The organism is Paenarthrobacter sp. 10N417 (assembly GCF_056394745.1).
Genome location: NZ_JBFTIL010000003.1, coordinates 251,038 through 271,051, shown reverse-complemented (window position 1 = coordinate 271,051; position 20,014 = coordinate 251,038). Strand labels below are relative to the sequence as shown.

At 59.5% G+C, this 20,014-nt stretch carries 20 protein-coding genes; 6 read left to right on the top strand and 14 right to left on the bottom strand.

Going from position 1 to position 20,014, the window contains the following annotated elements:
• Positions 1-11 precede the first annotated feature (11 nt).
• Both AC1DCM_RS05665 and AC1DCM_RS05660 read right to left on the bottom strand, forming a co-directional pair.
• The gene (locus AC1DCM_RS05665) at positions 12-530 is read right to left on the bottom strand and encodes a 2'-5' RNA ligase family protein (protein WP_477517633.1); all 519 of its coding nucleotides are present in this window, start codon (positions 528-530) and stop codon (positions 12-14) included.
• A 178-nt stretch (positions 531-708) separates the two neighbouring features.
• A complete protein-coding gene (locus AC1DCM_RS05660) occupies positions 709-1,314 on the bottom strand; it encodes a malonic semialdehyde reductase (protein ID WP_477517589.1) in 606 nt (201 codons plus the stop codon).
• 245 nt (positions 1,315-1,559) lie between these two features.
• Between AC1DCM_RS05660 and AC1DCM_RS05655 the strand changes: the two genes are divergently transcribed.
• Positions 1,560-2,912, top strand: a complete 1,353-nt coding sequence (locus AC1DCM_RS05655; protein ID WP_442005191.1) for a uracil-xanthine permease family protein — start codon at positions 1,560-1,562, stop codon at positions 2,910-2,912.
• 166 nt (positions 2,913-3,078) lie between these two features.
• Complete coding sequence (locus tag AC1DCM_RS05650; protein WP_442005192.1) at positions 3,079-3,645, top strand: type 1 glutamine amidotransferase domain-containing protein; 567 nt, start codon at positions 3,079-3,081, stop codon at positions 3,643-3,645.
• A 1,073-nt stretch (positions 3,646-4,718) separates the two neighbouring features.
• Here AC1DCM_RS05650 and AC1DCM_RS05645 read toward each other — a convergent pair.
• The 7 genes from AC1DCM_RS05645 to AC1DCM_RS05615 form a co-directional block, all read right to left on the bottom strand.
• Positions 4,719-5,777 (bottom strand): galactosyltransferase-related protein, encoded by a 1,059-nt coding sequence (locus AC1DCM_RS05645; RefSeq protein WP_442005193.1) that lies wholly within the window; start codon positions 5,775-5,777, stop codon positions 4,719-4,721.
• Positions 5,761-6,975, bottom strand: a complete 1,215-nt coding sequence (locus AC1DCM_RS05640) for an MFS transporter (protein ID WP_442018123.1) — start codon at positions 6,973-6,975, stop codon at positions 5,761-5,763. Before AC1DCM_RS05640 ends, AC1DCM_RS05645 begins: the two co-directional genes overlap by 17 nt.
• Positions 6,968-7,459 (bottom strand): NUDIX hydrolase, encoded by a 492-nt coding sequence (locus tag AC1DCM_RS05635; RefSeq protein ID WP_442005195.1) that lies wholly within the window; start codon positions 7,457-7,459, stop codon positions 6,968-6,970. Before AC1DCM_RS05635 ends, AC1DCM_RS05640 begins: the two co-directional genes overlap by 8 nt.
• A gap of 50 nt (positions 7,460-7,509) precedes the next feature.
• The gene (locus AC1DCM_RS05630; RefSeq protein WP_442005196.1) at positions 7,510-7,854 is read right to left on the bottom strand and encodes an HAD hydrolase family protein; all 345 of its coding nucleotides are present in this window, start codon (positions 7,852-7,854) and stop codon (positions 7,510-7,512) included.
• A 376-nt stretch (positions 7,855-8,230) separates the two neighbouring features.
• Positions 8,231-9,199, bottom strand: coding sequence for a phosphotransferase family protein (locus AC1DCM_RS05625; RefSeq protein ID WP_477517588.1), 969 nt, complete (start codon positions 9,197-9,199; stop codon positions 8,231-8,233).
• 14 nt (positions 9,200-9,213) lie between these two features.
• Positions 9,214-10,851 (bottom strand): carbamoyltransferase C-terminal domain-containing protein, encoded by a 1,638-nt coding sequence (locus tag AC1DCM_RS05620; protein WP_442005198.1) that lies wholly within the window; start codon positions 10,849-10,851, stop codon positions 9,214-9,216.
• Positions 10,852-10,900: 49 nt separating this feature from the next.
• Positions 10,901-11,950, bottom strand: coding sequence for a hypothetical protein (locus AC1DCM_RS05615; RefSeq protein WP_442005199.1), 1,050 nt, complete (start codon positions 11,948-11,950; stop codon positions 10,901-10,903).
• Positions 11,951-12,686: 736 nt separating this feature from the next.
• On the opposite strand from AC1DCM_RS05615, the gene AC1DCM_RS05610 reads away from it, so the two are divergent.
• Both AC1DCM_RS05610 and AC1DCM_RS05605 read left to right on the top strand, forming a co-directional pair.
• The gene (locus AC1DCM_RS05610; RefSeq protein ID WP_442005200.1) at positions 12,687-12,995 is read left to right on the top strand and encodes a hypothetical protein; all 309 of its coding nucleotides are present in this window, start codon (positions 12,687-12,689) and stop codon (positions 12,993-12,995) included.
• A gap of 11 nt (positions 12,996-13,006) precedes the next feature.
• On the top strand, positions 13,007-13,558 hold the full coding sequence (locus AC1DCM_RS05605; RefSeq protein WP_442005201.1) for a dihydrofolate reductase family protein: 552 nt from the start codon (positions 13,007-13,009) through the stop codon (positions 13,556-13,558).
• A gap of 30 nt (positions 13,559-13,588) precedes the next feature.
• On the opposite strand, the gene AC1DCM_RS05600 is transcribed toward AC1DCM_RS05605, so the two are convergent.
• Positions 13,589-14,032, bottom strand: coding sequence for a YdeI/OmpD-associated family protein (locus tag AC1DCM_RS05600; protein ID WP_442005202.1), 444 nt, complete (start codon positions 14,030-14,032; stop codon positions 13,589-13,591).
• A 94-nt stretch (positions 14,033-14,126) separates the two neighbouring features.
• On the opposite strand from AC1DCM_RS05600, the gene AC1DCM_RS05595 reads away from it, so the two are divergent.
• A complete protein-coding gene (locus AC1DCM_RS05595; RefSeq protein ID WP_442005203.1) occupies positions 14,127-14,384 on the top strand; it encodes a DUF2630 family protein in 258 nt (85 codons plus the stop codon).
• A gap of 11 nt (positions 14,385-14,395) precedes the next feature.
• Here the strand turns inward: AC1DCM_RS05595 and AC1DCM_RS05590 are convergent, their stop codons facing one another.
• Together AC1DCM_RS05590 and AC1DCM_RS05585 are read right to left on the bottom strand one after the other, a co-directional pair.
• The gene (locus AC1DCM_RS05590; protein WP_442005204.1) at positions 14,396-15,538 is read right to left on the bottom strand and encodes a glycerate kinase; all 1,143 of its coding nucleotides are present in this window, start codon (positions 15,536-15,538) and stop codon (positions 14,396-14,398) included.
• Between the two features lie 55 nt (positions 15,539-15,593).
• A complete protein-coding gene (locus AC1DCM_RS05585) occupies positions 15,594-16,556 on the bottom strand; it encodes a D-2-hydroxyacid dehydrogenase family protein (RefSeq protein ID WP_442005205.1) in 963 nt (320 codons plus the stop codon).
• 202 nt (positions 16,557-16,758) lie between these two features.
• On the opposite strand from AC1DCM_RS05585, the gene AC1DCM_RS05580 reads away from it, so the two are divergent.
• Positions 16,759-18,591, top strand: a complete 1,833-nt coding sequence (locus AC1DCM_RS05580) for a glycoside hydrolase family 2 protein (RefSeq protein WP_442005284.1) — start codon at positions 16,759-16,761, stop codon at positions 18,589-18,591.
• A 58-nt stretch (positions 18,592-18,649) separates the two neighbouring features.
• Here the strand turns inward: AC1DCM_RS05580 and AC1DCM_RS05575 are convergent, their stop codons facing one another.
• Both AC1DCM_RS05575 and AC1DCM_RS05570 read right to left on the bottom strand, forming a co-directional pair.
• Positions 18,650-19,789 carry a baeRF2 domain-containing protein gene (locus AC1DCM_RS05575; RefSeq protein ID WP_477517587.1) on the bottom strand — a complete coding sequence of 380 codons (1,140 nt, stop codon included), beginning with the start codon at positions 19,787-19,789 and terminating at the stop codon, positions 18,650-18,652.
• Positions 19,782-20,003 (bottom strand): hypothetical protein, encoded by a 222-nt coding sequence (locus AC1DCM_RS05570; RefSeq protein WP_477517586.1) that lies wholly within the window; start codon positions 20,001-20,003, stop codon positions 19,782-19,784. The genes AC1DCM_RS05575 and AC1DCM_RS05570 overlap by 8 nt, the downstream gene beginning before the upstream one ends.
• Between the last annotated feature and the right edge of the window lie 11 nt (positions 20,004-20,014).

Genomic DNA, 20,014 nt, shown 5'->3' with positions numbered 1-20,014 from the left:
TTTGCRTATCCTCAGGCGGTTTGCGAGTCCTCAGCCTCTGCAGCGTCCTGCGTCCAGAGCCTGAGGATGCGCCGGATGGTGTGGTTGCCTTCCGGCGCCATGTCCACCAGCGCCACCTGGTCAAGCACGACGACGTCTCCCGGCTTTGGGCGCTTGCCGTCGTGATGCGAGATGTGCGGTCGGTAGCGTTCGAGGACGTAGTTCGGCGTAGCGATGCGCCCACCCACGCTGACAACGGCGTCAAAGAGTTCCTCGTGCAGGCCTTGGAGCAGCGGGTTTTGTTCCACCAAGCTCACGGGGATGGACCCTATGTGGCCAAAGCCCGCTTCATCGCCAATAGTCAGTTGGGTTCCGAGGGCTCCCTGGACCGGCGCTTCGGCCAAGTCCGCGAGGACATCGGCGACGTCGGCACTCACGTCAGTTCCGACGTCGAACCTTAACAACGTGATGTGAAGGGGCCAGTCGCTGCGCGGAAACACCAGCCCCGGCCGTACGGGCTCCGTAAATGCCACCCAGATGAGGTTCCGCATAGGCATAGTTTGCCACTCAGCGAGTCAGAACTGGCGGGATCTGCGAGAGGGATGCCGAAATAGCCGCAGCAAGTGAGAGAACATCCATACCCCCCGGATCTTCTCTCACATCCTGACCTTTAAACGCCGATGCTCTCGCACATCATGTACGAGAGCATCGGCGGAACAGCCGGAAAGACTAAACGGTGCGAACAACTTCTTCGTATGCGAACTTCGGCTTGGCTTCGCCCCATGCGTCCGGGCCGGGCTGGCCGATGTTGACCACGAGGAAGCTCTTCTGGTCCGCCGCCGGGAAGAATTCGGCGTCGATTGCGGCGAAGTCAGCGCCGGTCATTGGGCCGGCAGCGAAGCCGAGCGAGCGTACGGCCAGAATGAAGTAGCCGGCCTGCAGGTGGGCGTTGTTGTTGCCCGTAGCAGCGGCGAAAGCGGGGTCGGCGTCGTACATGGCCTTGGGGGCGCTGTAGGCCGGAAGGAACTTGTCCCACTGACCCTGCCAATCGGTGTCGTAGGAGAGGATGGCGACCAGCGGGGCCGAGGCAGTCTTGGCCTGGTTGCCCTTGGAGAGCGCATCAACCAGCTTGGCGCGGGCCTCGTCCGAGCGGACGTAAGTCACGCGCAGGGGCTGGGAGTTGAAAGCTGTGGGGCCGAACTTGGTGAGCTCGTAGATGGCGCGTGCCTGCTCGTCGGTGACCTCACCGGCAAAGCTGTTGGCGGTTCGTGCTTCGGCAAAAATGGCGTCGACTGCTGCGGCGTCAATGACTGCTTCTTCGTGGGCGATCGTCATTCGTGAACCTTTCGCTGGGCCCGGGCCTTCGGGATGGCCAGGCGCTTCTGCTTTCCATGGTTGCAACTTCAACTTCACATGTCCTCTTCCCATGACGGACCGTGACGTTCGGCACAGTCCTTCTGCAGGTTCCGCCTTGCGGGGCCCGTTTTGCTTGCCAAACGGCGAGCGAGGCGCGTAGAGCGGGCCCCGCAATGGCGGTAATGTTGCACCGAATCCCAACATTCTTCTGAGGAAGGCCCGCCATGAGCATGCTCGGCACCAAATGGAAGCTCCACGGCAACGGGAAGTCGATCCGCCCGGGCCACGTGGTCTCGCCCGACGAGCGGCTGGCTTGGCCCCTGACTATTGGCATCGGCATGCAGCACGTCGTTGCGATGTTTGGCGCAACCTTCCTGGTCCCCATCATCACCGGCATGCCGCCCGCCACCACCTTGCTCTTCTCGGGCATCGGCACGCTGCTTTTCCTCGTCATCACCAAGGGCCGCGTGCCCAGCTACCTGGGTTCGAGCTTCGCGTTCATCGCCCCAATCATGGCGTCCCAGCAGCAGTACGGCGTTGGCGGCGCTTTGGGCGGCGTGGTGCTTGCCGGCGTCGTGCTGGCCCTTATTGGCGCAGTGGTCCAGAAGTTTGGCGCTGAATGGATCAACCGGCTCATGCCGCCGATCGTCACGGGCGCGATTGTCGCGCTGATCGGCCTCAACCTGGCCCCGGCCGCGAAGAACAACTTCGACCTCGCTCCGGTCACCGCCCTGGTCACGCTGGTCACGATCATCCTGGTCAGCGTCCTCTTCCGCGGAATTCTGGGGCGCCTGAGCATTCTGGTGGGCGTGGTGGTGGGCTATCTCGTGGCGATGATGCGCGGCGAGGTCAGCTACGAGAAGATGGACGCTGCCGCATGGGTGGGCCTGCCGCTGTTCCAAACGCCCGAGTTCCACGTCGGCGTTGTGGGGCTGTTCGTGCCGGTGGTGTTGGTGCTGGTCGCTGAAAATGTGGGGCACGTGAAGTCGGTGGCCGCGATGACCGGTCAAAACCTCGACGGCGTCTCCGGGCGGGCGCTGATGGCGGACGGCGCCGCAACCGTACTTGCCGGCTTCGGCGGCGGTTCCGGTACTACGACTTACGCGGAAAACATTGGCGTCATGGCCGCCACCAAGGTCTACTCGACGGCGGCCTACTGGGTGGCCGGCATCTTCGCCATCCTGCTGAGCTTCTCCCCGAAATTCGGCGAACTGATCGCAACCGTGCCACCCGGCGTCCTCGGCGGCGCGGCGACCATGCTGTACGGCATGATCGGTGTGCTCGGCGTGAAGATCTGGGTGCAGAACAAGGTCAACTTCTCCAACCCGATCAACCTGACGACGGCTGCTGTTGCCCTGATTATCGGGATTGCTGATTACACGTGGACCATTGGCGAGCTGAAGTTCACCGGCATTGCTTTGGGGTCTGCCGCTGCGCTGGTGATTTATCACGGCATGAAAGGACTGGCCCGCTGGCGCGGGACGGTCGCTGAGCCGGAAACCGAGACGGCGGGACTGCCGCCATCGGTGAAGTCGGCGATGAATGCTGCGGCTAAGCGGGGGAAGAAGGGGAAGTAGGGGTAGACCCGGAGACCGGCGGTGCGCACCCGGAATCGACGGCAAATGAATACTCAGCTTGCTTACTAAAATGACCTTCCCTAGGCTTGAACAAGTCAGACAAACAACTCTCACGGCGGCGGCCCACGCTCAAGAAGCAATCCACCGCGCAAATGGAGGAGGAACAATGTCAGAACACAGCATCACAGGCAAGAAGGTCGCATTCCTTCTGACGGACGGCGTGGAGCAGGTCGAACTCACCAGCCCCTGGCAGGCCGTGAAGGACGCCGGAGGCCAGCCCACGCTCGTAGCCCTCTCCAAGGGAAAGCTCCAGGGATTCAACGGCGTCGAAAAGGGTGACACCTTCGACGTCGACCTCGCGGTAGCCGACGCGAACGCATCCGACTTTGACGCACTGGTACTCCCCGGTGGCGTCGTGAACGCCGACCATTTACGGGTCGACAAGGACGCCCAGAACTTCACGCGGGCCTTCTTCGAGCAACACAAGCCGGTGGCCTCGATCTGCCACGGACCGTGGATCCTCATCGACGCGGGCGTCATCAAGGGCCGCAACGTCACGTCATACCATACGCTCCAGACCGACCTCCGGAACGCGGGCGCCAACTGGACCGACGAGGAAGTGGTGGTGGACCAAGGCCTCGTCACCAGCCGGAATCCGGACGACCTGCCGGCGTTCAACGCGAAGGTTGTTGAAGAGATCTCGGAAGGCCAGCACGCAGGCCAGACCGCCTAGCGTTCAGCCCCGGAACAAACGGCGAGTGCCGCCGTCGTACTTTTCACAGGAAGTACGACGGCGGCACTTGCGTTTCGCGAGTCGGCGTGGCTTGGCGTCACTGCCCTCCCCGAATGCCTACTGCCTGCGCACAGCAGCGGCTGGCATGGGTTCTTGCGGGCGTGCGGGAACAGTAAACAAGGGCATCAGCCACTGAATCAACGGCCCGATCAGCAGGATCGCTGCAAACAGTATCGATCAGCTGAGGGATACTGGCATGCTGCTGATGCCGCTAGTTCCGCACCGGACAATCGTCCAGAAGATGAGGCTTACTCAGGAATGGTACGGGGAGTACCGAAAGGGCTCGCCTGTCGTTGACGCCTACAAGGAACTAGCAGAGAAGATCATCCGATGACAGAGACTATGAAAGACAGGCCGGTCCTTCCAGCCCGTCGCGGCCCCAAACCGGCGCCGGACGAGCGCCTGGATCCCGTAGACATCGTCGCGCCCGCACTAAGACTCAACCCGCTTCCGCGCCCGCCCTCCAACAGACTCCCGCTGCTGCGACGACAAAGAAGCGGGAGGCCACCATCGCAATCGGCCCTCGAATCTCCATATCGGTTATGGAACTGCTGGACCAAGCTATTGCTGAACATGGGATCTCGCAGCGGAAAGCTATTGAGGATGCCATCGTTGCCCGCTGGGGGCCGAAAAGCTGACGGAYAGCCGCGCGCTGCTGGCCTGGCAAATTGGAGATCGTGCAGCAGGAGCGGGCCGGGGTCTTGGTAGTAATGGAACAGGATTGAACGCTAAGCCTCGTGGTTCGGTAGTGTGAGGGCGTGGCGGTGGAATTCCTCAGTGATGATCAGACCGCTGTTTTTGGGCGGTTTAGGGGTGAGCTGGCGCGGGCGGATCTGGCGCGGTTCTTCCATCTCGACGCTGCACGCCGCAGCGCTTACACCTGGATCGACGGGTGGTACAACGGCCGAAGGCGCCACTCCAGCATCGGCTGTCTCAGCCCGTTAGAGTACGAACGCCGCCAATTCACACTGGCAGCCTAACCAACTAACCACCTGTCCGGGCTCGGGGCAGCCTCAGGCGAGTGACTCTGTGTACGGATTCATGTCGGGACGCTGATGAGCCAAGTGAAACAAATCACCCCTGAGTCGACCAACACGTCTCGCCGCATTCAGCCTCATGTGAAAGTCCCGATCTTCCCCTCCCCAACCAATAAACGATTCATCAAAGCCGCCAATGGCTCGGAAGTCTCTAACGTTGGTAGCGACGCAAAGACCTCGAGGATCGGCTAGTGCATAGCCGGAAAGCTCGATGGCGGCGTCAGGTGTGTCATGATTGCGCAGATCATCGGAGGACTTGCTGTCGAGAAAAAGCCCCCTGTTTCCCGGCACGAAGTTCCTCCCCTTCTCTTGCCGAGCGTGGACGATTAGCTCAATAAAGTTGTCAGGCAGATAGAGGTCGCCGTCGAGAATCAGAATATCCTCGTCACCGTTGGATGATGCAACACCCCGATTTACGAGCATCGATTTGTTGAACGGACCCGAATGTTGAACGTATACATATTCATCGACCAGGCATGAAAGCAAGTACTCGTGACGCTCAGAGATGTCGCCTTCCACGACCACGATTCGAATTTGTTTCCGTAGGGTTTGTTGATTCAGACGTTCGACGAGTGTGATCAGATTCTGAAACCGAGATTGCCGCGTTGAATCGTCTCGAAATGGCACTACGACGCGAATCTGAGGTCCTGAGACTACCCTGTCTTTGGTCGCCGTCTGGATCGAAAAGGTAAAGGGACTAGTGAAGTAGATGAGCCTTGCGCCTTCACGCACGCGCTCAGCAAGTTCCCGAGTTTTACCGTTCCCATTCGCTTTGCTCAGCTCGAGCGACATGACAGCGGTTCTGTACAGGGCTCGCGATTGAGGGGCGTCCAGATTTTGCAGGGTTGACCAAGAAGGGTCGCCAGGCAGTACCTCGGACACCGCAATACGAGCAGCTTCGTAAAGCAGCTCTGCCTGTTTCCAGCGCGGAAGACTTTGGGCAGGCGCGTTGATGTCAACGGCCGTTATTGCGGCTGCGGCTATCAACTCACAGTCATCTTGTCTAGCGGTCTCATCCTCATCGAAGCTTTGCATGCCATTCCTTCAGTTGGGGGATCAATTGGACGAAGCCACCAGCTCCGACTAGCAGAATCAGGGCAACCCACATAAAGAGCGGCTTCTCGACGCCTACTCCTACTAGTAGCGGCGCAGCGGCATATGACAGGGTCCAGGAGAGTTGAAAGAGGGCCATGAAAGGTATTTCGCGGCCGGTGGGCGATGCCAGTACAGCTGCTTGCGACGCGGCTGGTTTTGAGAGAATTTCCGCCAGTGCTATACCGACCACTGCGATGAGAGCCGCCGATCCCGTCACTGAAAAATTGTGGCTACGAGACGACAGCATCACGGAGCAGAGGATGAGAGAGGCAAGGACTAGGACGTACGTCGTTCCCATGACGGTTGAATCTGACCAGCTATTGGTCGCTTTTCTGATAGGGATTTGCAAGAGAGCGATCACGCCATAACGCACGGCGAGCACAACTGTGGCCCAGAAAACGGGTAATCCGAGGCCGGCCACGAGCAGGAGCGGAAAGACTACCGGCGTCACCGCCCAAGCAACTGATAAGAGTGTCTGCCCTGTCAGGAGACGCATAAATGAACGGTTTGCCAAAGGTTCAAGTACATCCTTGAAAGAAGTTTTCTCGGATGGAGCCCACTTCTCGGATCTCAGCCATGCGACAGCCAGCATAGAGAGCGTCTTGCTTGCGGTATTGGCTACCACTGCCCAAGTCAGTGCGCGCGTTGAACCGCTGGCCAAAAGCACAGTCGCAGCGATGGAACCGACTGCCACGGCGCCTGTACGAACAGCATTCGCCGTCGCCAGCCAGCTCCCAACCCTGTCGCGGCCGAACATCGAGGCAACAAGCGCCGGCCACGCGGCGCCATATACCTTGTCACCGAACATTCCGACAAAACTCGCTACCGCTGCCAAGGGGGACGAATACGCAACCAGATAGAGGCCAGCTCCTACTGCAGAAAGTAAATTGCTGGTCTGTAGCCCGCGACGCGGCCCGAGTCGACCCACCAGCTGGCCCGCGCTCGGAATCGTACAGATGGCCACGAGCGCCCCGACGGTTACTGCGGCACCTGCGTCGACCGAGTCGAGTCCATTACGTCGAATGAGCACTAGGAGAGAGATCGGGAGGAAGAACCCAACTCCTACGGCATCAACCATGACCGCGCCGAAGAGAAGAGAGTTGTTTCTCTGGGCGGTAGGGGCTCTGTCGCTAAACACCGAGAAGGCCCTTCGCCGTAGCGCTCTGCCAAGCTATGAGAAGAGACGGATCAACAAGCTCGCCCGCCGCGATCATTTCCCTGACATGGGACTTCTTAACGCGCCGACCTGCTACTCGTTCCCAAGGGTCGTCTAGAGCAGCCAGGCCTTCCTCGGCGACTTTGGCGAGAAACAAATAAACCGGCCAAGCTGACCGTCCAGGATTTGGGAAGAAGTGTTGAAGGGCCACTATGGAATCAATGCTTAGTCCGAGCTCTTCCTGCACTTCACGGCGCGCGGCAATCTCAGGAAGTTCTCCTTCCTCGCCGGCACCTCCCGGTAAGTCAAAAATCCAGGCGTTTAGAGGGAAGCGGTACTGGCGGGTCAAAAGTATTTCATCGTCTTGCTCGATCAGCACGGCCACGGCAAAGGGCATGCTCTCGTCAACTTCGTAATGGCCCAACTCGCCGCTGGGCAGGCGAACGAGGTAGTCGGTCAACTTCACGCGACCTGCGTACGCCCTGGTCGCCTCCAGCCGGTCCCAGTGAGCTTCATTCATAGGTCTTCTTCTTTCATCAGGGCGTCGACGCGGAGGAACGTTTCTTGGGGGGTCTCGACCGACACAACATGCGCTGCGGAGTTGCGGATGGGCTCGTCGTTACCTCCAGGCCCGAAGTCATCACCCATATAGGTCAGGTCTTCAAGGGCAATGCCCCATCTCGTCGCCAGCCATTCCAACGCTCGCAATTTATTCCAATTGTCGGCTACGACAGAGACCGACCGCTGTCCCGCCCGGTAGACGTTAACTCCAAGGTTGGCCCGGCCTGCAAGAAGAAAATATGCGTCGCGTGCTTGGCCCTCGCGCGATTGTTGCGCCGCGGTCTCGGATGTGAAGGACACGAGAAGCTGACTTCCGGACATCGAGAGCATTGGGTTTGGAAGGCCGAGCTCGCGGGCAACCGAGTTAGCGAGGGCCGTTAGGGAATCAACGGAGCTAGCAGATGGTCCGGGGGGCTCGGGCGAGGGCTGCCCCTCCGGAATCCGAGAAGTTCCCCCGTCAGGCAAAAGAATCAGATTATCGGAACATGCAAACGTCCATAAAACCGACGGGATGCGTTTCCGAAGGTCTTTCGCGGGCGCGCTCGTGATGATGCCCATGCACGTTCTTCCGACGGAAAGAATCAGGCCAAGCCGATCGGAGATGTCCTTCCCAATTGGAGCTTTCGGGTACGCCAAAGTGCCGTCAAAATCGAAGACAAGCGACCGATTCCGAACATCAGGTGGCATGAGCAGCAATCCTCTTGGAGATTGATAGGTAGGGGCCCAGCACAGCTATCGCGTGGTCAAATCCGTCTTGGCGAGTCGTGGTGAGATGGTTTGCAATATTGCCTAGGACACGAAAGCCCCGGTAAACGTCGAACCGCGCCCGCCAATGCGCGTCGTTTCGAAGCCATGCTTGGAGCGCGATGGATTTTAAGGCGGCCGTCAAAACTTCGCCCTCCCTAAAGGGATGGCGCATGGGCGTGGCAAATCCAGAGTCCGCCAGAGCTGGCCAAATCGACTCTGCAAAGACACAGAAAGATGCCAGATCCATGATTGGATCCCATAAAGGGACCCCTTGATACCAGACCCCACGCACGTCTAGAAACGTCGTTTCTGGCCCATGGAGAATGACGTTTGAGGGCACAAAATCACCGTGAACGGCTATTGAAAGTCTGGCCCGTTGATCCACATTTTGGCTGTCGATGGCACGCGAGACCCAGTTCGAGGAGTCCGCTACGACCTGATCGAGCAGCGAAACGAGAGATCGCGTCGACGGTTTCAAGGATAGGTGTGTCTTGGCGATGGCTCGCTTAAACCGGCCCCGCCGCTCCAGTGCTTCTGCGCGAAGGAAGTTGATCCTATGCTCGGCCTCCTGGTGCCACGGCTTCCGTAGCGTGAGAGCAAGATCGAATAATGCGTCAACAGCATTGGCAATGGCGTCGTCCGCATGACTGGATTTATCGAGGTACGAGGACAACGTTTCGCCGCGCACAAAAGTCATGTCAAAGCCAGTGTCGAAGGTCCGAATGACCTCTGGGTACATGCGCAGATTGTGGGTGTCATGCATGTAGTGCAGGTGTCTCGCCTGTTCCAGCAAAGGGGAGGCGTCCGCCCCTTCTTCTGCGGTTTTACGCACGATGAGATTTCGCGCGTCAACACCCGCCAGAATTTCTACTTTTCGCCCTGCGTCCGTAGGGATCACACGAGACGCGACATTCATCTGACAGCGGGGGGAAAGTGCGATGGAACGCGGGTTACGAACTGGCCTTCCAGCCAGAGGCCGTCGAGAGGCATTTCATGGAGGGCACGGAGCGCCTGGAGAGGAGTCTCGACAATGGGCTCACCACGCCTGTTGAACGACGTGTTTACCAGGATCGGCACCCCTGTGATGGCAAAGAACTCGCGAAGCGTTCTTGTAAGAAAGCTGTCTCCTTCTGAGGGCACCGTTTGAACTCGCGAGCCGCCGTCAATATGAACTACAGCAGGAGCTGATGCCTTGCAGAGTTCAGTTGCCTGCGCGACTTTCAGCATGAAAGGGTCCGCTGCACTCGACGGCTCGAAGTAGTCGCTAAATTCACTATCCAGGATGAGAGGAGCTATGGGGCGGAAAGGCTCCCGATATTTGATTTGACGGTTAATTCGCTCCCTGACCATGCTTTTGCGCGGGTCGGCCAGAATTGAGCGGCCGCCAAGGGCGCGAGGTCCGAATTCGGATGAACCCTCGAATACAGCAATGATTTCTCCATCTGCCAAACGGGCAGCCAGTTGTTCAGGACTCATCAGGCTCGGCTCAACAAGAAGATCCGGGTAGAACATTCGTACTTCTGCGCGGGCCGCATCTGCAGCGTACGTTTTGGACGGCCGAGCGACCCGATCATCGACTGCTTTACCTCGGAAGGTGACCTGAACTTCGGCATCACGTTCCTTTGCGAAGAGATAAAGGGCGCCAAATGAAAGACCGGCATCGCCGGAGTGAGGTGGGATAAGCACTCTCCTCCCGTCGGCTGCTGCCCGTGCGGCAAGAACTCCGTTGGCAACCGTGTTGAGCCCACAACCGCCCGCAATTGCTAGCGTTCCAGTGGGGGCCTCGTCGCGAAGGAGCTCGTACCCGCGCAGCAGCACCCTCTCGAGAATCGTCTGAACCGTCGCTGCCAGATCCGCATGAGTGGCGAAAGTGTCACCATCGCGGTCTTTAATTGCTTGAAGCTCTTCTAGGAAGCCATCGAAGGGGCTGAATTGGAAGAGCGAGTCCAGCGAGTCTCCAATCCGGGCATGCTTAGCAAATTCATCCAAGTACTGAGGACTACCCCAGCCTGCTAGCCCCATCGTTTTGCCTGACTCGAGGCCGGCGAACCCAACAGCTGCATTGACGATCTCGTAAATCTGTCCTACCGAATTGGTGTAGCCCATTGGAAACATTGTGTGTTCGACAAATCCTTCGCCGTACGTCCCACCAACACGGGTGAAATCGCCTAGCGAGGACACTGCATAGAACGTGAACGTCTCACGCTTGGCGCGCATATCCGGGCCCGGATGTTCGGCGACCGACCCAAGCCCGTCATAGACGATGACGCCTCCTTCTTCTCCTGGCGAAGTCAGGAGCCACGCGGATGCCGCGTGAGAAAGGTGGTGAGGGTAGAGGGTTAACTGGTCCGCCGCGAACATTGAGCGGACCCGATGCGGGAGCAAATCGCTTGAGACAACTGAATGAATATCGTCTAGTCCGATTCCGGCGTAATCCAAGCAATACTGAATGGCTCCCCGGATAGGGTTTTGGAAGCCGTTACCGAGGCCGTACTTAACCCGAGAGATGCGTTCCTCTTCGATAGCAACAATGATGTCGTTGCCGTGCATGAGGGCAGCTGAGTAGTCGTGCGAAGATCCACCAAGGCCAAGAATCCAGTCAGCCATTTACGTGTGCCTCCGTCTTGTTCGTTGTCTTTTGCGTTGCGGATTGGTAGCCCTCGATGCTCGAGCGGAGCGCGTCGAGTATTTCGATATCAACGGACGGCTGTCCCATCTCGGCGCGTCTTCGGTCGACCTCGTTTCGAATCCGCTTCCCAGTTTCCGAACTGAATATGTAGTGTCCGGACAAGATGGCGAGCGTTTCGGGATCGTATGTCTTGCCTGCCACGATCCAGGACTTCCATCTGCCTGATTCCACTGCAGCACTGACGAAAGCCTCACGGAGATCACGGGCATCTAGGTCCCGCATGGCTTGGAGAAGGACACGTGTCTCGATGACCCCGAACTCAGGCGCAACGTTAATGGCATCTACGCCGGCCGTCATGAGCTGAGTGACCTCGGCGGGGTCTAAATAGTCAACGTTGTGAGCCTTCAGCTGGACAGAGGCGTCATGGCAGAGCGCTGAAAGGACACTGATTCCGTCGAGGACCCTGTTCCGGTCACCCCGCACCAGGGCGCCGGTATTCTTGTCCTCGACCACCTTCGTGCCCGTCTGGGCAACGACAAAGACAGGCATCGGCAATTCTGCTGCGGAAAGACCATCAAGGGCTCGGTTCAGTTCCACTTGAAATTGCCGGGGATCGTTCATCTCCTCGCCTTGAACCTCAAAGCCAATTTCGAAGGAAATGTCTCGACCCTTGAGGCGGGCATGCTCCCAGGCCCCTCTGTAGAGCAGAGTTAGTCGATCGAGGGCGCTCTCGATATCGACTGAACCGCTCGACGCCTTGGACGTGTCGATATGCAGAAGGTTGAAGCCCGCGTCGATATCGCTCCGGAAAGAGGCGAGTGCATTCTCGAGCTCCACCACTGGATCAGCAGACCATTGAAGTGGTTGCTGCCAAGGTCCTCCGTGGTCGCGGCAGATTGCAATGAGGCCGGAGGGGTCATTTGCCGAAAGAGAAGAGGCGAACTCGGCCGAGGTCCAATTTTCCACATACCCGCCGCCTGCCTCTTTATGGTCAATCTGGCGCCGACTTGCAATCGCCATGATTGGTGCCTGTTGCCGATAGGCAACATCAGTCATGGCTTGAACGGTAAGCCGCGACATTGGACCTACCCCAAGGCGTGGCAACTGGGAATTAAATGGATTATTCAACGGGTCCCCATAACTTATCCGTATGTTTACTCGATGCGTCTGGCTCGGAAAATTATTCCCGAAGGGTCAAGCCAGACCGTCGTCCATGCGAACGGTCTTAATGACACCAATCATTCTTGTTCCGTTTACCGAAATTTACTCTAACACGTCGTTGAGGGGTCGCTGCAGAAAACGGAAATTACAATGGAATAATGCCGACTGTAAGCCTGATCAGAAGTCATAATAAAGAAATAGGAGGATTTGGCGTCATGATCGCCGGGATACCATCACTGTATTTTGGGGGCACTGCATGTAAGGGTAATCCAGCGACCGGTCATACCCAGGATGCCGACCTGGTTTCGGCTGTAGAGCGCTTCAACCTCGACGTCCGTGACGTAGCTGAGCGTTCGGCCGGTTAGCTGACCAGTCCCATCAGCTTCTTCGGCCGATGCGGGTCAACGTGACGCCGGCAAGTGCTTATGACGCTGACCCTGAAGCGCAGCGCAGAACATCGACGCCTGCGTTAACAGTGGCCTGGCTGGCGGCCACCGCCGATGCAAGCCGTGCCGCCGTAATGTTGCGCAGGTCACACCGTGCACATACGCTGGGGACGCTGCAGCGTGGCAGCAATCTGATGAAAGGCAGAACATTGACCAGCGAGAACCTCTCCGTCGTTGTTCGAGGCGACGTTGACGTCGAACAGATCCAGATTGCCGCAACCGGTCACGTCACTACTTCGAGCGTGCAGGGCCTCTACCCCGTGGTGCAGCGAACCAAGAGCCTTGGCGGCGGCCTGAACGTCGAGATGGACCTTTCCGAAGCCACCGTTGACACGGACGCGCTCGGCGAGCTTCAGGTCTACGCGGAACTCTTCGAAGTTCCCGTCCGCTTGAACACTGAGTCGAGCAACGTCACTGAACTGCCGTCCCGTCGTCGCCTGGCAACGGCGGCAGCCTAAAAGGAGAACCGATGCGCAAGGTAACCGCCGGCCTGTTCCACTCCGTGGATGGCGTAGTTCAGGACCCGTTCAAGTTCCAGTTCGACAGCTTCGACGACGAACTGGGCAAGGGACTGACCAAGATGATCAACACTGTGGACACGGTGGTTCTAGGCCGAATCAGCTACCAGGAGTGGGCCGGATATTGGCCGAATGCTTCGCAAGACGAAGATTTTGCCGCCTTCATCAACCCCGTGGAGAAGTTCGTGGCATCTCGCACGCTGTCCGAGCCCCTCGAATGGGAGAACTCGCACCTCATCGATGGGCCGCTGGAGCAGTTCGTCACTGACCTGAAAGGGCGTGACGGTGGAGAGATCGCAGTCTGCGGCAGCATCTCCGTAGTGCGACAACTGCTGTTCGCGGGCGTCCTGGATGAGCTGACCCTCATGACCCACCCCGTGGTTGCCGGCAGTGGACGGCGACTCTTTGAGGACGGCGACCCATTGAGCCGCCTCGTTCTGGAGGATCAGTACGCCACGAGCAAAGGCAACGTTGTGAGCACTTACAGCCGACGCCAGGACTGAAACGCCCCGCGCGGCGGCCCGGCCTAAACCCTACTTCTTCCCCGCCTTCAAATCAGCGACAGCCTTCGCGATCCGCCGAGCCCGGGTCTCCTCCGTTTTGGCGTCCCCAATCGGTTCCACGTATCGGCGCTGGGCACTGTAATTCAACGTCCCGTAGAAGGCTTTCGCCTCGGGCTCCGCCTCAAGGGCCGCAGCGAGGTCGTCCGGAACCTCGATTACACGCGGTTGGGTGTCCACTTCCAGATTCACGTCCACGGTGTCGCCTGCGGACGCCCCAGTCAGGTCCCTGTTCGCAGAGCTGACACCCACCATGTACTTCCCACCCATCACCGCGATGCTGCTGCGATAGCTCTGGCCGTTGATGGTTACAACTACTGGGGGCCGCTTGCCGGCATCGAGCGCACTAACAATATCCTCGGGAACCTCAATGCCAGCCTTGTTGCCATCGCCGACGATGGTCGTAGTGAATTTCATGTCCCCAGTATGCCGTCGGCCACCCGTAGACGCATCCGGCCAGCCAGACTACGTTCGTATAAGCAACTATCCAGTGAACCAAGGAGAGCGAACCATGGACGAGCAGGATCTTCTGGAACGGATTCAGTCACTCGTGGAAGAGGAGCACCGCCTGCGGGATGCAGCGGTCGGGGGCGGAATTGAGGACGACGTCGACGGCGACGGCAGCCGCGCCCGCTTGGCCCAGCTTGAGGCTCAACTCGACCAGTGCTGGGACTTGCTCCGCCAGCGCCGGGCCAAGAAGCACGCTGGTGAGAATCCCGACGACGCCGAACCGCGACCCATCGGCGAGGTCGAGGGCTACAGGCAGTAGCCCAGAAGAAGCTAGGCCCCCTCAAGCACCTGACTTGTAGCCCATGCAACATACTTGGCTGCATTGGCAACGGCGTCGGCGACGTCCGGAACACCGTCCTTGCGCTGAGCGACGTCCAACAACTGGGCCGCAGCAACTATCCCGTGTTTGGCGAGATCCTCGGGCGTCACCGTGATTCGGCCTGCCACAGCGACCACGGGTATTCCGTACACGCTTGCGGCATCAGCCAAGGCGATGGGCGCTTTACCGGTGAGCGACTGCTCATCCATGGAACCCTCGCCCGTAATCACGAGGTCCGCCTCGCTGAGGTGCGAAGCAAGGCCTGTGAGTCCGGCGACCAGCGCGAAGCCGCCTTCAAGCGCGGAGTCGGTAAAGGCAAGGAACGAAGCCGGGAACCCGCCTGCCGCTCCGGCTCCCGGAACGTTGACGTCCCGGCCCGTGGCTTCCCGAAGGAGCGAGGCCCAGTTACGGAGGCCGGCGTCGAGCTTTTCAACAGCGTCTTCGTCTGCCCCCTTCTGCGGGCCGAAAACATACGCGGCGCCATCCGGGCCGAACAGCGGGTTTTGGACGTCGACGGCGATCCGGAACTTGGCGCGCGAAAGCCGCGGATCCAACTCGGAGATGTCCAGGGCAACGACGTCGGCAAGGAAACCTCCGCCAAGCGGCACCACATTTCCGGCAGCGTCCACGGGCTTGAGCCCCAGCGCACGCAAGGCGCCGCTACCGGCGTCGGACATTGCGGAACCGCCAAGTCCCAACACAATCTCGGTGGCGCCGGCGTCAAGCGCAGCGGCTATGAGCTGTCCGCAGCCGTAGCTGTGGGCCCGCAACGAATTCTCGGGGGTGGGCTCCATGAAGGCCAAACCCGAAGCCTGGGCGGTTTCGATTACAGCAGTGGCTCCGCCGAAAGAATCTTTACGGATGGCCCAGGAAGCTCCGACCGGCTTGAGAATTGGACCCACAACGGCGTGGTTCCGCTCTTCGTAGCCAGCGGCGATGGCGGCGTCGAGGGTACCTTCGCCACCGTCAGCTACCGGAAATTGGGTAGTTATGGCGTCTGGATAGACGCGTAAGGCGCCCTCGGCCATGGCTGATGCGGCTTCCGCGGCGGTCAGGGATCCCTTGAATTTGTCCGGGGCGATGAGGATACGCATGGGTCCATCTTGCCAGCTTTTGCCGGGAAAGCGGTTGCCCATTACGAAGATGGCGTCAGTCGTTCAGCGCACGAATGGGCGCGCCCTCAAGCCAGGCCTTAACGTCCTCGAATGCGCCGCCGTAGAACTGCCGGTAACTTTCGTGTGTCACGTAGCCGATATGTGGCGAGAGCACGGTTCGCGATGAATGAAGCAAAGCATGCCCAGCCGGCAGCGGCTCCTCATCAAAGACATCCATGGCAGCGCCGCGAATCCAGCCTTCCTCCAGTGCACGAATCAGCGCTGCCTCGTCCACGAGTGGCCCGCGCGCGGTATTGATGAGTACGCCCTCGGGACCCAGGAGCCTCAATTCTTCCGAACCGACTATGCCCTCGGTCCGATCGGACAGCCGTAGGTGCAACGTCACCACGTCGGATTCCCGGAACAGCTCCTCCTTGGTGACCTTTCGAGCACCAGCCTCCTCGGCCGCCTCTGCCGCAAGGTTCTGGCTCCAAGCGAGCACATCCATGCCGAAGGCTTTCGCGTAGCCCGCGATCCGCTTCCCTATCTTGCCGAGGCCGACGATTCCGAGCGTCTTGCCTTCGAGTTCAAACCCGACGGCGGTCTGCCAGTCGCCTGCCCGCAGCGAGTTTTCCTCCATAACCAGGTTGCGGGCAAAAGCGAGCAGCAACGCCCACGTCATCTCCGGTGCCGCTGCAGGCGAACCGCCCGTTCCGGACACCAGGACGCCCCGCTCCGACGCCGCCTCAAGGTCGATCGCAGCATTGGCCATGCCCGTAGTCACGAGCAGTTTCAGGTTGGTCAATGACTCGAGCACGCGACGAGGGAAGCGCGTCCGTTCACGCATCGCCACAATGATGTCGAACGGCGCCAAGGCTGCCACGGCTTGCTCTTCCGAAACAAATGGTGCGCTGAAAACGCTGACCTTCACGCCGTCGTCGAGCAGTGAATCCCAAGGGGCGTAGTCGCTGGCGACCTGCTGATAATCATCAATGATGGCCAAGCGGAAACTCGTCACGTCAATCTCCTCGCGCAGCGGCTGGTGTACAAACACCATCTCACGTCACGATTCCAATGCGGCGACCAGAGACAATGCGGACAGAGACAATTTAGTGCCGTGCGCCGAGCAGGCGGGCCGGTAGATGCACATTTTCCGGCGATGCGCTTGACTGGAAATTGAACCCTTCCCCTTCCAAGGAGATGCGTTGACAGAGCCCAAGATGATGCCGGCCCTTCCCAAGCCCGAGCATCCTCGTCCCCAACTTGTCCGCGAGAACTGGATAAACCTCAACGGAACCTGGGGTTTTGAGATCGACGCCGGCGACTCGGGTTTGGAGCGCGGACTCGCCAAGCGCGAGCTCACGGGTGAGATTCTGGTGCCGTTCGCCCCGGAGTCGGAACTTTCCGGAATTGCGCACGTGGATTTCATGGAAGCTGTTTGGTACCGACGTACGGTGACCATTCCCCAGGAGTGGGCCGGCCAGAACGTCCTCCTGCACTTCGGCGCTGTGGATCACGACGCGACTGTCTGGGTGAACGGCATTGAAGTGGGCCGCCACAGGGGTGGTTTCACCCCCTTCACCGCCGATCTTGGTGGAGTGGCCGAACCCGGCACGGAAGCGGTCATTGTTGTCCGGGCCCGCGATTCGCGGCACGAAACGCAGGCCCGGGGCAAGCAGGCAACCTGGTACAACAACACTCATTGCCAGTACACCCGCACCACTGGAATCTGGCAGACGGTCTGGATGGAAGCTGTACCCGAGGTCCACATCAAACGGCTCCGAATGACTCCCAACCTGGCCGACTCAAGCATCACGATTGAGGTTCCGATCAGCCAGAACCGCACGGGGCACACGGTGACCGCTGTCCTCAGCGATAAGGACGATCTGAGGGTGGAAGCCACGGCCAAGGCAGACTTGGACCTCACGCCAACATTCCGGCTGAGCATTCCCGCCGAATCCCTGCGCCCTTGGTGCATTGAGGATCCCTTCCTTTATGACCTTGAGGTGACGGTTCGGGACGCTGCCGGAACCGCGGTTGACCGCGTCAGCAGCTACGCAGCCGTTCGTTCAGTTGCCCTTGATGGCAAAGTGGTTCGTCTCAACGGCAAGAACGTGTTCCAAAGACTGGTGCTGGATCAGGGCTATTGGCCGGAGTCGCTGATGACTTCGCCGGATGACGCTGCATTAATCAAGGACATCGAGTTGGCCATGACGGCAGGATTCAACGGTGCACGACTCCACCAAAAAGTCTTCGAAGAGCGTTTTCTCTACCATGCAGACAGACTCGGCTACTTGGTCTGGGGCGAGTTCGGCGACTGGGGCGTCTCCGGAGGAGGAACCGTTGGCCACAACCAGAAGCCGACAGCGAGTTTCGTAGCCCAATGGCTTGAGGTGCTGCAGCGCGACTTCAACCATCCCTCGATCATCGGATGGTGCCCGCTGAACGAAACACACCAGGTCCTGCACGATCGACTCACGGTACTGGATGATGTCACGCAGGCCATGTTCCTTGCCACGAAATTGACCGACCCCACGCGGCCTGTCATCGATGCATCGGGGTACTCGCACCGCATCCGCGAAACAGACATTTACGATTCCCATTCCTACGAGCAGAATCCGGACAAGTTCCGGATCGAGCAGCAGGGCCTTTCGGACGGGAAGCCCTTTGTAAACCGGAACCCGCAGGGTGAGGAATACTCCGTTCCTTACGCCGGCCAGCCGTATTTCGTGTCGGAATTCGGCGGCATTTGGTGGAACGAAACGGAGGCGCGCCAAGCGTCAGCAGAAGCGGGCCTCGGAACTGATGTATCGACGTCGTGGGGTTACGGGCAGCGCGTCAGAAGCGAGGAGGAGTTCTATGCTCGCTTCGACGCACTATGTGGCGTGCTCCTGGATAACCCGGACATGTTCGGTTACTGCTATACGCAGCTGACGGACGTCTTCCAGGAAAAGAATGGCATCTTCACTTTCGATCGGAAGGGCAAGTTCGATCTCGAGCGGATCCGGGCCAGCCAGGTCCGTAAGGCAGCCATCGAAGCCCACAACGAATAAAAGCAATCGCCTAAAGGAAAGGCCAAGGCTCGACGCCTTGGCCTTTCTGGTCGAATGGTTACGCGCCTCCCGGCCGTTCCGGTCCAGTGGGCCACCGGAGCAGGGCTGCCACCTGGACGCCGTCAGGCAACGCAGCGGAGGGGACCAGCTGAACGCGGGCATCCGTTAGAGCCGCAGCACGCACCATGGCCGCGGGTGCAGGGACCTTTCCTAGAACTTCAGCTCCCAAGGCTTCGTCCTCAGAGCTGGCGATCCACGGTTCAGCACCCAGCGCAAGCAGGGTGTGTTCGGAGAGCGCTTGATCATCGAGGATCAGCACATCCACCTGGGCTTGCTGGAGGGCGTGAACCACAGCCCCGTTTCCAGTAGCCGACTCGGGGTTGGCCTGCCCTTCCTGCTCGGCCAAGCGCTCCATCAGCTGCTGTTGTTCCTCCGCCCACTGCTGGGCAACCAAGGAATTAACCTCGTCGTCGAACTTTTGACGGTCGGAACCAGGGGCCAGGGTATGGGCATCCACCATGCGCAGGATGGCCTTGCTCGCCTCGGACAGTTGATCGGCAACGAGTTGCCGCGCCCTGATGTCACCGGCAAGGACCAGCAGGCGGGCTCGTTTTTCCCTCACAACCTTGTCGATTTCATTCACCACCTGATCGGCATTGCGCCGCCAAATCTCCTCAGTGTGGTGTTGATACCGCCCCTGTGACCAACCGCCGCTGGGAACCTTTTTGAGATTCTCGTCCGAGCCCTGGACGTGCTGGCTCTCCTCAACAGTCGGCCTGCCGGCCCGATGTAGTCTGATTTCGCCTTCATCGCGGCTGACTTCGGCCACGACATATGGGAACTCGTCCGGCTGGTGCTTCATCAAAGGCAGCAGGTCGGGAATGGAGTCCATGGAAATTCTTTCGAGCCCCGAGAGTGGCCCGGGCAACAGCTCGTTAACCATCACCTGCCCATCCCGCACCAACACAAAACGACTAACCGGGGCGGGCAGTCCCTCGGCGGGTTGGATGGCGGATTCCATGGCGGCCAGATCTTCCTTGGACGCTCCCTGACCCGCCAACGCATCCCGCACATTGTCGGGTTGGACGTCCGCGGCTTCCAGGCTGTCCACTGTTCCGGTACTCGCCTCGAGGTAGGCCAAGCACCATGGTCCAGGCTGTCGGTAAAGATCCGCGTACTTTTTCAGTGCTTCACTCACTGGACCCTCCCCCCTCCTCCGCCGCGGCGTCGGCAGCGGTATTCGGGTTTAACGCCTCCCGGACTTCTCGCGCATCTGTTTCATCAGGGAAGGGCTCGGTCTCCCGACCCTCTTCCACATGGGTTGGCTTGTTCCCCCTGATCATTCCCTCGGTTTCGTGCTGCATCTGGTCATCCAGATGCGATCCGTGCTTTGAGTTTCCTCGCTCAGCCACGGTAATCATCC

What these genes read in the sequence shown, in the direction of transcription:
- AC1DCM_RS05665 (WP_477517633.1), bottom strand. Translation starts at nt 530, where the DNA reads ATGCGGAACCTCATCTGGGTGGCATTTACGGAGCCCGTACGGCCGGGG.
- AC1DCM_RS05660 (WP_477517589.1), bottom strand. Translation starts at nt 1,314, where the DNA reads ATGACGATCGCCCACGAAGAAGCAGTCATTGACGCCGCAGCAGTCGAC.
- AC1DCM_RS05655 (WP_442005191.1), top strand. Translation starts at nt 1,560, where the DNA reads ATGAGCATGCTCGGCACCAAATGGAAGCTCCACGGCAACGGGAAGTCG.
- AC1DCM_RS05650 (WP_442005192.1), top strand. Translation starts at nt 3,079, where the DNA reads ATGTCAGAACACAGCATCACAGGCAAGAAGGTCGCATTCCTTCTGACG.
- AC1DCM_RS05645 (WP_442005193.1), bottom strand. Translation starts at nt 5,777, where the DNA reads ATGCAAAGCTTCGATGAGGATGAGACCGCTAGACAAGATGACTGTGAG.
- AC1DCM_RS05620 (WP_442005198.1), bottom strand. Translation starts at nt 10,851, where the DNA reads ATGCACGGCAACGACATCATTGTTGCTATCGAAGAGGAACGCATCTCT.
- AC1DCM_RS05615 (WP_442005199.1), bottom strand. Translation starts at nt 11,950, where the DNA reads ATGGCGATTGCAAGTCGGCGCCAGATTGACCATAAAGAGGCAGGCGGC.
- AC1DCM_RS05605 (WP_442005201.1), top strand. Translation starts at nt 13,007, where the DNA reads ATGCGCAAGGTAACCGCCGGCCTGTTCCACTCCGTGGATGGCGTAGTT.
- AC1DCM_RS05600 (WP_442005202.1), bottom strand. Translation starts at nt 14,032, where the DNA reads ATGAAATTCACTACGACCATCGTCGGCGATGGCAACAAGGCTGGCATT.
- AC1DCM_RS05595 (WP_442005203.1), top strand. Translation starts at nt 14,127, where the DNA reads ATGGACGAGCAGGATCTTCTGGAACGGATTCAGTCACTCGTGGAAGAG.
- AC1DCM_RS05590 (WP_442005204.1), bottom strand. Translation starts at nt 15,538, where the DNA reads ATGCGTATCCTCATCGCCCCGGACAAATTCAAGGGATCCCTGACCGCC.
- AC1DCM_RS05580 (WP_442005284.1), top strand. Translation starts at nt 16,759, where the DNA reads ATGATGCCGGCCCTTCCCAAGCCCGAGCATCCTCGTCCCCAACTTGTC.